Origin of the sequence: Kitasatospora phosalacinea (genome assembly GCF_000717185.1) — a bacterium.
GTDB lineage: Bacteria > Actinomycetota > Actinomycetes > Streptomycetales > Streptomycetaceae > Kitasatospora > Kitasatospora phosalacinea_A.
This window is the reverse complement of the sequence record NZ_JNYE01000059.1, coordinates 18,974-31,831: the sequence shown is the minus strand read 5'-3', so window position 1 is coordinate 31,831 and position 12,858 is coordinate 18,974. Positions and strand designations below refer to the sequence as shown.

The following is a 12,858-nucleotide window of genomic DNA, read 5'->3' as shown; positions in this document are numbered from 1 at the left end:
CAACCACCCCGCCCCGGGGCGCCCCGAGCTGCCCGCCCCTCGCGCCCCGCGCCGCGCTGCGCCGAGCGCTACCGGGCGACCTCCGTCGCCCGCGACTCCCGCACCACCGTGATCCGGATCTGCCCCGGGTACGTCAGTTCCTCCCGCACCTGCCGGGCGACCTCCCGGGCGATCTCCTGCGCCCGCAGGTCGTCCACCGCCTCGGGCTGCACCATGACCCGGACCTCGCGCCCGGCCTGCATCGCGTAGACCTTGGTGACCCCTTCGTGCGCCCGGGCGATCTCCTCCAGCCGCTCCAGCCGTCGCACGTACGCCTCGACCGACTCCTTGCGGGCCCCCGGCCGCCCGGCCGAGCACGCGTCGGCGGCCTGGGTGAGCACGGCCTCCACGGTCTTCGCCTCGATCTCGCCGTGGTGCGCCGCTATCGCGTGCACGACCTCGTCCACCTCGCCGTGCCGCCGCGCGAACTCCGCGCCGATCGCGGCGTGGCTGCCGGGCACCCGGTGGCTGAGCGCCTTGCCGATGTCGTGCAGCAGCGCGGCCCGTCGCACCGGCTCGGGGTCGACGCCGAGCTCCGCGGCCATCATCCCGGCCAGGTGCGCGGACTCCACCAGGTGCCCGAGCACGTTCTGCCCGTACGAGGTGCGGTAGCGCAACGTGCCCAGGGTGCGGACGAGTTCGGGCGACATCTCGCTGCCCGCCCCGATCCCGACGGTCAGCAGCGCGTCCTCCCCGGCCCGGACGCACAGCCGCTCGACCTCGGCCCGGCTGCGCTCGTGCGCCTCCTCGATCCGCGCGGGGTGGATCCGCCCGTCGACCAGCAGCGCCTCCAGGGTGAGCCGGGCGCTCTCCCGCCGGACGGGGTCGAAGCAGGAGAGCTGCACCAGCCCGGGGGTGTCGTCGACGATCAGGTTGACGCCGGTGACGGCCTCGAAGGCGCGGATGTTGCGGCCCTCGCGCCCGATCACCCGGCCCTTCATGTCCTCGCTGGGCAGCCGCAGGGTGGTGACCACGGTGTCGGCGGTGTGCTCGGCGGCCAGCCGCTGGATGGACGAGGCGATGATCTCCCGGGCCCGGCCCTCGCCCTCGGTGACCGCCCGCCGTTCGATCTCCCGGACGGTCAGCGCGGCCTCCCGGCGGGCCTCCGACTCGGCGGCCCGGACGATCTCCTCGCGGGCCTGCACGGCGGTCAGCCCGGCGGTGCGCTCCCGCAGCAGGCGGTTCTCGTCGGCCTGCGCGGCGAGTTCGCCGCGCACCCGCTCGGCCTCGGCGGCGCGGGTGGCGAGTTCGTCCTCGTGCTGGTGCAGCCGGTGCAGCTCGGCGGTGAGCCGCTCCTCGCGGCGGTCGAGCTCGGCGCGGCGCTGGCGGAGCATCAGGAACCCGGCGGCCAGCACCAGCACCAGGGCGCCGATCAGCACTCCGGCCGCCAGCAGCAGGGAGGAACCCGTTTCGGTGCCCTGAGCGATGCCCATCCGGCCACTCCCCGTCCTGCTCACGCTGCCGCTGAGGCGACCTCCGCGATCGTCCTGCCACTGAGTGTGAGGCTAGGCCGAGGTTACGAAACGGTCAAGATGCGATCGAGAATTGGCCCCAACGATCTGACCTCCAGTCATCAAATCGCATCGCCAGTCGCCCCGGCCCCCGCCCCCTCAGCCTTCACTCAGCCTTCCCTCAGTCCGCCCTCTTTGCCCTCAGTCCTCCGCCCCCTCCATCCCGTCGAACTCCTCCGCCCCCTCGGCGTCCAGCGCCTCCCGCACCACCCGGAACGCCAGGCCCTCGGCGTAGCCGCGCCGGGCCAGCACCCCGACCAGCCGCCGGATCCGCACGTCCCGCTCCAGCCCGGCGGTGGAGCGCAACTTCCGCTCCACCAGGGCCCGGGCCGCCTCGGTCTCGTCGTCGGCGTCCACCTGCAGCAGGGCGCGCTCGGCGGTCTCCCCGGTGACGCCCTTGGTGCGCAGCTCCTGCGCCAGCGCCCGCCGGGACAGCCCGCGCACCGCGTGCCGGGACTCCACCCAGGCTTCGGCGAAGGCCGCGTCGTCGATCAGCCCGACCTCCTCCAGCCGGTCCAGCACCTGCTCGGCGACCTCCTCCGGGATCTCCTTGCGGCGCAGCGCATCGGCCAGCTGCTTGCGGGACTTGGCGGCCCCGGTGAGCAGCCGCAGGCAGACGTCCCGGGCCCGCTCCGCCGGATCGCCCTCCGGCTCGACGGCCCGCCCGCGCCGCCCCGTCCGCGGCTCCCGCGCCCCGCCCGCGCCGTCGGCCCGCTCGCCGCGCTCCGCCCGCTCGGACTTCGTCCGCCGCCGCGGCCGCTCCGCCGCCACCGGCGCCGCCTCCGGCAGCTCCCCCAGCGCACTGCGCCGCCGCCGTCGCCCGCCGGGCAGTTCGGACGCCCGGACCAGCCCGGGCAGCTCGCCCACCGGGGACGGCCCCGGCTGCTCCTCCGCCGCGAACCGGTCCGGCGGACCGGCCGGCTCCCCCTCGGCGCCGACTCCTTCGGCCACGGCCGCGAACCAGTCCGGCGGACCGTACTCGTCCCCGTACTCGTACTCGTCTTCGTTCTCGACCCCGGAAACGCCCGCACCGGGCCCGTCCTCGGACGGGCCCGGTGTCGGGTGGTGGGTCTGGTGCGGTGTCAACGGATCAGCTCTTGGCGGCGGCCGCCGTCTTCTTGGCCGCGGCCTTCGCGGGGGCCGCGGCGGCCGGGATCTCCACCGCGGGGGCGGCGGGGGCGGCGTCGCCCTCGGCCTCGGGGGGCTTCGGGCCGATGCCCAGCTTGCCCTTGATCTTGGCCTCGATCTCGTCGGCCAGCTGCGGGTTGTCCTTCAGGAAGTTGCGGGCGTTCTCCTTGCCCTGGCCGAGCTGGTCGCCCTCGTAGGTGTACCAGGCGCCGGACTTCCGGATGAAGCCGTGCTCGACGCCCATGTCGATCAGGCCGCCCTCGCGGCTGATGCCCACGCCGTAGAGGATGTCGAACTCGGCCTGCTTGAACGGCGCGGCGACCTTGTTCTTGACCACCTTGACGCGGGTGCGGTTGCCGACCGCCTCGGTGCCGTCCTTCAGGGTCTCGATGCGCCGGATGTCCAGGCGGACCGAGGCGTAGAACTTGAGCGCGCGGCCACCGGTGGTGGTCTCCGGCGAACCGAACATCACGCCGATCTTCTCGCGCAGCTGGTTGATGAAGATCGCGGTGGTGTTCGACTGGTTCAGCGCACCGGCGATCTTCCGCAGCGCCTGGCTCATCAGGCGGGCCTGGAGGCCGACGTGCGAGTCGCCCATCTCGCCCTCGATCTCGGCGCGCGGCACCAGCGCGGCCACCGAGTCGATGATCACCAGGTCGATCGCGCCGGAGCGGATCAGCATGTCGGTGATCTCCAGCGCCTGCTCGCCGGTGTCCGGCTGGCTGACCAGCAGCGCGTCGGTGTCCACGCCGAGCTTCTTGGCGTACTCGGGGTCGAGCGCGTGCTCGGCGTCGACGAAGGCGACGGTGCCGCCGGCCTTCTGCGCGTTGGCGGCCAGGTGCAGGGTCAGGGTGGTCTTGCCGGAGGACTCCGGGCCGTAGATCTCGACCACGCGACCGCGCGGGATGCCGCCCACGCCGAGCGCCACGTCGAGGGCGGTGGACCCGGTGGAGATCACCTCGACCGGCTCGTTCGCCTTCTCGCCGAGGCGCATCACCGAGCCCTTGCCGAACTGCCGCTCGATCTGGGCGAGTGCGGCCTCCAGGGCCTTCTCGCGATCCGTTCCTGCCATGGCTTCCACCCTCGGGTTCTGTCCTGTGCGCTTCATCGTCACCGACGCTAGCGCGTCCCACCGACAATCGGCCCCGGACGGGCTCGGCCTGTGGAAAACTCCGCGCCGAAGAGTACAAAGAACACACGTTCGATTCCAGTCTCGCACTTCAGCCGCCCCGCCCCGGCCCCGCCGCACCGCGCCGCCCTCACTCCCGCCGGGCGAACACCAGCGCGACCACCCCCAGCACCAGCAGCGCCGCCGCCCCGACCAGCACCGTCCCGAGCTCCTCCGCCCCGAACTCCTCCGCCCCGGCATCCGGCAGCGGCGGCGGCACCGGAACGGCCACCGCGCCCGCACCCGGCGGAGGCGCCGGGAGGGGCACCGCCGCAGCCCGGACGTACGGCGCCGCGGGCGGCGGCCCCGGCGGCAGCGGTGCCGCTCCGGCCGTCGCGCACCAGCCGGTGGCCAGCAGCACCAGGACCGCCCAGACCGTCGCCGCACTCCGCCGCATCGCCGTCCCGCCTTCCCCGGACACCCGTTCCGGCCCGACGCTAGGCAGCGCGCCCGCCCCGGACGGCCCGACACGGCCCGGGCCCGCCCCGCCGTCACCCGACCGGCGCCCGCCCGGAACCGCCCGGAACCCGGAGCGCTCACTCGCCGGGCGGCTCCTCCCGCCGCTCCCGCCCCCGCGTCCCCTCCGTCTGCTCCCGCCCCTCGGTCCCCTCCCGCTCGCCGCCCGAGACCATCCGCCGCAGCCGCCGGACGGTGTGCCGCCGCCGCTCGCGCCGCTCCTCCCCGCGGTCGATCCGCGGGTCGTCCTCGACCTCGTAACGGCGCACGTACGTCCCGACGAAGCCCTGCAGGGTCGCCGCGACCGGGATGGCGATCAGCGCGCCGACCGCGCCGAGCAGGGCGGCCCCGGCGATGACCGAGCCGAACGCGACGGCGGGGTGCACGTCGACGGTCTTCGCGGTGATCCGCGGGTGCAGCAGGTAGTTCTCGATCTGCTGGTAGACGGTGACGAAGGCCAGCACCCACAGCGCGTCCACCGGCTGCACGGTCAGCCCGACCAGCACCGGCAGCGCACCCGCCAGGTAGGTGCCGATGGTGGGCACGAACTGCGACATGACGCCGACCCAGACGGCGAGCGCCGCCGCGTACGGCAGGTCGATGGCCGCGAAGAACACCCAGTGGGCGAGCGTGGAGATCAGCGCGAGCAGGGCCCGGGAGTACAGGTAGCCGCCGGTCTTGGCGAGGGCGATCTCCCAGGCCCGCAGCACCTCGCCCTGCTTGGACGGCGGCAGCAGCGAGCAGACGGTGCGCCGCACCCGGGGGCCCTCGGCGGTGAAGTAGAAGGTGAACAGGCCGACGGTGAACGCCTGGAACAGGCCGCCGATGACGGTGCCGGTGACGCCCCAGACGTTGTCGGCGGCCTGCTGGGCGTACTTCTCGATGGTGCCGGAGTCCTTGAGCACCTGGTGCTGGAGCTGGTCGAGCGACAGGTCGGTGTGGAAGGTCCGGTTGATCCAGTTGATCAGGTCCTGCAGCAGCTGCGGCAGCCGCCCGGCGATCTGGGTGATCTGGTCGACCAGCAGGGTGCCGAGCGAGGCCAGGAACCCGGCCACGGCGAGGGCCAGGCCGGTGAACACCAGGAAGGTGCCGAGCCCGCGGCGCACCCCGCGGGCGGCCATCCGGTCGACGGCGGGCTCCATCGCCAGCGACAGGAAGAACGCCACCAGCAGCATCACGAACAGGTCGATCAGCTGGTGGAAGGCCCAGTCGGCGAGCTGGAAGAGGCCGAGGCCGAGCAGCGCCAGCAGCATCGCCCTGGGCAGCCAGCGGGGCATCGCGCCGCCGCCGAGCTCGGCCCGGCGCAGCATCCGGGCGACGGCCGTGGTGCCCGCGGCCCCGGCCCCGGCATTGGCGGCGTCGGCGTCGGCGTCGGCGGTGGCCTCGGCGACCGCGTCGGCGGCCCGGGCGGTGGTGTCCGACCCCGGGTCGACGGACGGAGCGCCGGACGGATCGCCGGACGGGTTCGGCCCGGCGGACGCGTTCGGGTAGGTGGGCGCGTTCGGTTCGGAGGCGGTCGGTTCGGAGGCGGTCGGTTCGGGGTTCTCTGCGCTGCTCGCCACCGGGACAGTCTCACCCACACCGGGGCGAATAATCTCACCTCAGTTGCGGCGACACCCCTTGCGTGACGCAGACCACCCGCCAGACGTCCTTGGCCTCCCACCCGGCCTCCAGCGCCTGCCGGACGGTGCGGCCGCCGAGCTCGCCCATCACGTGGTCCTGCGCGAAGGACTCCGCGTACGCCTCGCCGAAGTGCTCGTGCATCCGTCGCCAGAATTCGGTCAGCCTCATGCGCCCCAGTATCGGGCAGCGGGGCGGTCGCCCGGCTCCGGGCCCGGGCCTCAGCCGGCGGGCAGGGTGAGGATCCCGGCGCCGTAGTAGTCGCGGTCCCGGCAGCCGAGCGGCAGGGAGCGGGTGCAGGTGTCGTCGGCGGCGCGGGCGAGGGCGGCGGTGATCTGCTCCGGACCCCAGTCGGGGTGCTGGGCGGCGACGACGGCGACGGCGCCGGTGACGTGCGCGGCGGACATCGAGGTCCCGGCCAGGGCGGCGTAGCGGCCGCCGGGCCAGTCGGAGACGACCGCGCCCTGGGTGCCGCCGTCGGGGTCGCCGCCGGGGGCGGCGATGGAGACCTTGCCGCGCCCGTAGTTGCTGTACGCGGCGGGCAGGCCGTTGCGTTCGACGGCGGTGACGGTGACCACGCCGGGCAGTTCGCCGGGCAGCCGGATGCACTCGGTGCCGAGCTGCCGGTCCTCCGGGGGGCCGGAGGTGCGGTCGTTGGGGCTGCGGCGGTCGGTGCGCCCGGAGTTGAGGTCCTGCCCGTCGTTGCCGGCCGAGGCTACCACCACGGCGCCCTTGCGCTGGGCGTAGGCGACGGCCCGGCCGACGGCGGCGGCGAGGGCGGCCTGGTCGGCGTCCTCGGGGCAGTTGTACTTCCACGGGTCGGCGAAGTAGCTGTCGTTGATCGCGCGGGCGCCGTGGTCGGCGGCCCAGAGCATGCCGCAGACGATGTTCTCGGCGTAGTACTGGCCGAGCGGTCCGAGCAGCCGGACGGCGGCGATCCGCACGCCGGGGGCGACGCCGGTGACGCCGTGGCCGTCGCGGGCGGCGCCGACGATCCCGGCGACGTGGGTGCCGTGGCCGCTCTCGTTGATCGCGTCGTCGGGCCGCCAGGCGCCGCTGCGGGGGTCGGGGCGGCCGTCGGCGCAGGAGGCGGAGGCGGCCGGGTCGACGGCGGCCCGCAGGTCGGGGTGGGTGTCGTCGACGCCGGAGTCCAGCACCGCGACGGTGACCCTGGACAGTTGCTGGGCGGTGGGCAGCGCGCCCGCCCGGTCCGCGGAGGGGTCGGTGCCGCGGTCGGCGACCGCCGGGCGCAGCAGGGCGGCGGCCCGTCCGGCGGGGCGGTCGAGGGCGCCGATCATGGCGAGGTTCCAGTCGGTCTGCTCGCCGGGGTCGGGCACGGTGGCGGTGGAGTCGTCGGCGCCCTCGACCGCGTCGTCCGCGGCGGGCGGCGCGGCGGCGGCGACCCCGGCGGCCCCGGTTCCAGCTCCGGCCCCGGTCCGGACGCCGGTGTCGGTGGTGAACCCGGAGCCGGCCAGCGGCCGGGGCGGGGAGGGCACCGGGACGGTTCGGGTGGCGCCGACCGCGGCTATCCCGGGCCGCCCGCGCAGCTCCTCGGCGAACCGCGGCCCGGCGTAGGCGAGCACCGCGCCGATCTGCGGGTAGTCCTGGACGACCTTGCCGCCGAGCGCCCGGGCCTGGTCGGCGGCGTGCTCGGCGCCCTGCGCGTCGGTGCGCTCGTCCAGCACCAGGTAGCTGAGGTAGGTGCCGCCGTTGCCGGTGACGTACGGGACGGCGCCGCCGAGCAGCAGTCCGGTGAGCAGCGTCGCGCCGAGCACCCGGACGCTGCGGCGCCGGCGGGTGGCGGGGGTGCTGCTGTGGGCCTGGCTCACCTGCTCCATCGCACGGTCTCCGCTCGTCAGGCAGGGCCGGACTCCGGGGATCGGGTCCGGATCCTCACGATATGAGCGATTTGTACGATTTGCTGCACGGAGTTGGGTCAGACGGTGACCGTTCCGTGACCTGTCAGCGTGTCGGGGCACCATGGGGTCATGGCCACCTCCGACGCTGACCCGCTGCAAGGCTTCGCCCCGGCCACCCGGGCCTGGTTCACGGGGGCGTTCGCCGCCCCCACCGAGGCGCAGTCCCGGGCCTGGTCGGCGATCCGGCTGGGGACGGACGTGCTGGTGGTCGCCCCGACCGGCTCCGGCAAGACGCTGGCGGCCTTCCTCTCCGCGCTGGACCGGCTCGCCGCCGCCCCGCCCCCGGCCGACCCGAAGCGCCGCTGCCGGGTGCTCTACGTCTCCCCGCTGAAGGCCCTCGCGGTCGACGTCGAGCGCAACCTGCGGGCCCCGCTCGCGGGCCTGCGGCAGGCCGGCGTCCGGCTGGGCCTGCCGGAGCCCGAGGTGCAGGTCGGCGTCCGCTCCGGCGACACCCCGGCCGCCGACCGCCGCCGCTTCGCCACCCACCCGCCGGACATCCTGATCACCACCCCCGAGTCGCTGTTCCTGCTGCTCACCTCCGCCGCCCGGGAGGCCCTGCGCGGCGTCGACACGGTGATCCTGGACGAGGTGCACGCGGTCGCCGGGACGAAGCGCGGCGCGCACCTGGCGCTCAGCCTGGAGCGGCTGGACGAGCTGCTGGAGCGCCCGGCCCGCCGGATCGGCCTGTCCGCCACCGTCCGCCCGGTCGAGGAGGTGGCCCGCTACCTCAGCCCGCGGCGCGGCGCGGCGATCGTCCAGCCCGGCAGCGACAAGCGCTTCGACCTGTCCGTGGTCGTCCCCGTCCCGGACTTGGCGGACCTGCCCGCCGCCCCCGCCGAGGAGTCCGACCCGCAGCGGCAGTCGTCGATCTGGCCGCACGTCGAGGAGCGGATCGTCGACCTGGTGCAGGCGCACCGCTCGACCATCGTGTTCGCCAATTCCCGCCGCCTGGCCGAGCGGCTGTGCAACCGGCTGAACGAGATCGCCCACGAGCGGGCCACCGGCGCCCCGCTGCCCGGGGCGCACGCGCCCGCCGAGCTGATGGGCGGCTCGGGCGCCGCCGCGGGCGCCCCGCCGGTGCTGGCCCGGGCGCACCACGGCTCGGTCTCCAAGGAGCAGCGGGCGCTGGTGGAGGAGGAGCTGAAGGCCGGCCGGCTGCCCGCCGTGGTGGCCACCTCCAGCCTGGAGCTGGGCATCGACATGGGCTCCGTCGACCTGGTGGTGCAGGTCGAGTCCCCGCCCTCGGTGGCCTCCGGCCTGCAGCGGGTCGGCCGGGCCGGCCACCAGGTCGGCGCGGTCTCGCGGGGCGTGTTCTTCCCCAAGTACCGCGGCGACCTGGTGCAGTCCGCCGTGGTCACCGAGCGGATGCGCAGCGGCCGGATCGAGGCCCTGCGGGTGCCCCGCAACCCGCTGGACGTGCTGGCCCAGCAGCTGGTCGCGATCACCGCGCTGGACGTCTGGGACGTCGACGAGCTGCTCGCCCTGTGCCGCCGCGCCGCCCCGTTCGCCTCCCTCCCGCAGTCCGCGTTCGACGGCGTCCTGGACATGCTGGCCGGCCGCTACCCGTCCGACGCCTTCGCCGAACTGCGCCCCCGCCTGGTCTGGGACCGCGTCGCCGGGACGGTCACCGGCCGCCCCGGCGCCCAGCGCCTGGCCGTCACCTCCGGCGGCACGATCCCCGACCGCGGCCTGTTCGGCGTCTTCATCGCGGGCGCGGACCCCAAGAAGGGGGGCGGACGGGTGGGCGAGCTGGACGAGGAGATGGTCTACGAGTCCCGGGTGGGGGACGTCTTCACCCTGGGCACCACCTCCTGGCGGATCCAGGAGATCACCCACGACAAGGTGCTGGTCACCCCCGCCCCCGGTGTCCCGGGCCGGCTCCCGTTCTGGAAGGGCGACACCCTCGGCCGCCCGCTCGAACTCGGCCGCGCCGTGGGCGCGTTCGTCCGCGAGGTCGGCGCCCTGGAGCCGGAGGCGGCCACCGCCCGGCTGCGCGCGGCGGGGCTGGACGACTGGGCGGCCGCCAACCTGCTCGCCTACCTCGCCGAGCAGCGCGCGGCCTGCGGCCACCTGCCCGACGACCGCACCATCGTGGTCGAGCGCTTCCGCGACGAGCTGGGCGACTGGCGGATCGTCGTGCACTCCCCGTTCGGCGCCCAGGTGCACGCCCCGTGGGCGCTGGCCATCGGCGCCCGGCTGCGCGAGAAGCACGGCCTGGACCCGCAGGTGATGCACGCCGACGACGGCATCGTGCTGCGCCTGCCGGACGCCGACCTGCTGGCCGACTTCCCCGCCTTCCCCGCCGCCCCGGTCCCCGCCCCGGCCGCCGGGGCGCCCGCCGACGAGGCCCCGGTCGGCGCCGACGCCGCGGTCTTCGACGCCGCCGAGGTCGAGCAGCTGGTCACCGACCAGGTCGGCGGCTCGGCCCTGTTCGCCGCCCGCTTCCGCGAGTGCGCCGGCCGCGCCCTGCTGCTGCCCCGCCGCAACCCCGGCAAGCGCACCCCGCTGTGGCAGCAGCGCCAGCGCGCCTCCCAACTGCTGGAGGTGGCCGCCGAGTACGGCTCCTTCCCGATCGTCCTGGAGGCCGTCCGCGAGTGCCTGCAGGACGTGTTCGACGTGCCCGGCCTGGTCGAGCTGATGGGAGACCTGGAGTCCCGCGCGGTGCGTCTGGTCGAGGTCACCACGCCCGAGCCGTCCCCGTTCGCCCGCTCCCTGCTGTTCGGCTACGTCGCCCAGTTCCTGTACGAGGGCGACTCCCCGATCGCCGAGCGGCGCGCCGCCGCCCTGGCGCTGGACTCCCGGCTGCTGTCCGAACTGCTCGGCCAGGCCGAGCTGCGCGAGCTGCTCGACCCGCAGGTCCTCGCCGACCTGGAGGCCGAGCTGCAGCGGCTCACCCCCGAGCGCCGGATCCGGGACGCCGAGGGCGTCGCCGACGCGCTGCGCCTGCTCGGCCCGCTCTCCGAGGCCGAGCTCGCCGCCCGCGGCGCGCAGCCGCTGTGGGCGCTGGAGCTGGAGTCCGCCCGCCGGGCGATCCAGGTCCGGATCGGCGGCGCCCTGCGCTGGGCCGCGGTCGAGGACGCCGGGCGGCTGCGCGACGCCCTGGGCACCCCGCTGCCGGTCGGCGTCCCCGAGGCCTTCACCGAGCCGGTCAGGGACCCGCTGGGCGACCTGCTGGCCCGGCACGCCCGCACCCACGGCCCGTTCACCGCCGGGGACGCCGCGGAGCGCTTCGGCCTCGGCACCGCCGTCGTCACCGGCACCCTGGACCGCCTCACCTCCGCCGGGCGCCTGGTCCGCGGCGAGTTCCGGCCCGACGGCTCCGCCACCGCCCCGGAGTGGTGCGACGCCGAGGTGCTGCGCCGCCTGCGCCGCCGCTCGCTGGCCGCCCTGCGGCACGAGGTGGAGGCCGTCCCGCCGCAGGCGCTGGCCGCGTTCCTCCCGCAGTGGCAGCACCTGGCCGGGCACCGGCTGCGCGGCGCCGACGGCCTCTACCGGGTCGTCGAGCAGCTCCAGGGCACCGCGCTGCCCGCCTCCGCCCTGGAGAAGCTGGTGCTGCCCGCCCGGCTGTCCGACTACTCCCCCGCCCTGCTGGACGAGCTGATGGCAGCGGGCGAGATCGGCTGGTCCGGCGCGGGCGCGCTGCCCGGCAAGGACGGCTGGGTCAGCCTCCACCTGCCGGAGAACGCCCACCTGCTGCGCCCCGAGCCGCTGCCGCTCACCCCGGGCCCGGTGCACGCGGCCCTGCTGGAGGCGCTGACCGGCGGCTACGGCGCGTTCTTCCGTCAGCTCGCCGAGCGCGTCCCGGACACCCCGGACGCCGAGATCGCCGACGCCCTGTGGGACTTGGTCTGGGCCGGGTACGTCACCAACGACACCCTGGCCCCGCTGCGCGGCCTGCTCGGCTCCGGCCGCACCGCGGGCGCCACCGCGCACCGCGCACCGCGCGCCACCCCGCGCGGCCGCTACGGCGGCGCGGGGCGCGGCCTGGCCCGCCCGGCCTCCCGCACCGGCCCGCCGACCGCGGTCGGCCGCTGGTCGCTGCTGCCCGCGTTCGGCGGCGAGGCGACGGTGCGGGCCGCCGCCCGGGCGCAGGCCCTGCTGGACCGGCACGGCGTACTGACCCGCGGCGCGGTGGCCGCCGAGCGCGTCCCGGGCGGCTTCGCGGGCGTCTACCGGGTGCTGTCGGCGTTCGAGGAGCGCGGCCGGGCCCGCCGGGGCTACTTCGTCGAGGGCCTCGGCGGCGCCCAGTTCGCCATGGACGGCGCCGCGGACCGGCTCCGGTCTGTCAACTCCCGGCTGGAGCGGGCAACGGGCGACGCCTGGGCCGCCGAGACCGCGGCGCAGCCCCCGCAGGCCCTGGTGCTGGCCGCCGCCGACCCGGCCAACGCGTACGGCGCGGCACTGGCCTGGCCGGAGCCCCCGGCGGACACCGCGGCCGCCCACCGGCCGGGCCGCAAGGCGGGTTCACTGGTCGCGCTGGTCGACGGCGAGCTGGTGCTGTACCTGGAGCGCGGCGGCAGGTCGCTGCTGGCCTGGAACGCCGAGGGGCCCGCGCTGGCCGCCGCGCTGGCCGCGCTGGCCGGTCCGCTCACCGTCGAGCGCGTCAACGGCCACCCGGCCCTCACCAGCCCGCTGGGCCCGCAGCTGGAAACGGCCGGTTTCCACCCCACCCCGAAGGGCTACCGGCTGCGGTAGCCGGGCGGCGCCTCACCCGTCCGGGGAGCCCCGTCCGCCCCGGCCCGGTCCGCCCCGGCCCGGTCCGCCCCGGCCCGGTCCGAACCGGCCCGGTCCGGTGCCGCCGGGTCGGTTTCCCGTTTCCGCGGCTCGGGGGGCGTCGTCCTGGCGTGCACCGGGACCAGCCCGAGCCCCCACCACCCGGCCGCGAGCACGCCGAGAGCGGCACCGCCGTGTATCGCGGTGCCGCTCACCAGCAGCAGTATCAGGCCCAGGCCGACCAGTGCCGTCGCACCGAGCAGCAGCGCACTGCGCGCACTCCGCATCGTGGCCCTCCTTCACC

At 76.0% G+C, this 12,858-nt stretch carries 9 protein-coding genes; 1 reads left to right on the top strand and 8 read right to left on the bottom strand.

Annotated features, from left to right (window positions below):
* Positions 1-68: 68 nt before the first annotated feature.
* The 7 genes from rny to OO57_RS23740 form a co-directional block, all read right to left on the bottom strand.
* Entirely contained in the window at positions 69-1,472 is a 1,404-nt protein-coding gene (rny, locus tag OO57_RS23770) for a ribonuclease Y (RefSeq protein ID WP_033254651.1), read from the bottom strand.
* A gap of 219 nt (positions 1,473-1,691) precedes the next feature.
* Complete coding sequence (locus OO57_RS45890) at positions 1,692-2,636, bottom strand: regulatory protein RecX (RefSeq protein WP_234337470.1); 945 nt, start codon at positions 2,634-2,636, stop codon at positions 1,692-1,694.
* A 4-nt stretch (positions 2,637-2,640) separates the two neighbouring features.
* On the bottom strand, positions 2,641-3,750 hold the full coding sequence (recA, locus tag OO57_RS23760) for a recombinase RecA (RefSeq protein WP_033254650.1): 1,110 nt from the start codon (positions 3,748-3,750) through the stop codon (positions 2,641-2,643).
* 187 nt (positions 3,751-3,937) lie between these two features.
* Positions 3,938-4,243 (bottom strand): hypothetical protein, encoded by a 306-nt coding sequence (locus OO57_RS23755; RefSeq protein ID WP_033254649.1) that lies wholly within the window; start codon positions 4,241-4,243, stop codon positions 3,938-3,940.
* A 139-nt stretch (positions 4,244-4,382) separates the two neighbouring features.
* Positions 4,383-5,864, bottom strand: coding sequence for an AI-2E family transporter (locus OO57_RS23750; protein ID WP_081973905.1), 1,482 nt, complete (start codon positions 5,862-5,864; stop codon positions 4,383-4,385).
* A gap of 34 nt (positions 5,865-5,898) precedes the next feature.
* Entirely contained in the window at positions 5,899-6,093 is a 195-nt protein-coding gene (locus tag OO57_RS23745; protein WP_033254648.1) for a DUF3046 domain-containing protein, read from the bottom strand.
* Positions 6,094-6,143: 50 nt separating this feature from the next.
* Complete coding sequence (locus OO57_RS23740) at positions 6,144-7,760, bottom strand: S8 family peptidase (protein WP_033254647.1); 1,617 nt, start codon at positions 7,758-7,760, stop codon at positions 6,144-6,146.
* 150 nt (positions 7,761-7,910) lie between these two features.
* Here OO57_RS23740 and OO57_RS23735 point away from each other — a divergent pair, with 150 nt between their 5' ends.
* Complete coding sequence (locus tag OO57_RS23735; RefSeq protein WP_033254646.1) at positions 7,911-12,536, top strand: ATP-dependent helicase; 4,626 nt, start codon at positions 7,911-7,913, stop codon at positions 12,534-12,536.
* On the opposite strand, the gene OO57_RS42820 is transcribed toward OO57_RS23735, so the two are convergent.
* The gene (locus OO57_RS42820) at positions 12,521-12,841 is read right to left on the bottom strand and encodes a hypothetical protein (protein WP_033254645.1); all 321 of its coding nucleotides are present in this window, start codon (positions 12,839-12,841) and stop codon (positions 12,521-12,523) included. The two genes, OO57_RS23735 and OO57_RS42820, sit on opposite strands and share 16 nt — an antisense overlap.
* Positions 12,842-12,858 lie beyond the last annotated feature (17 nt).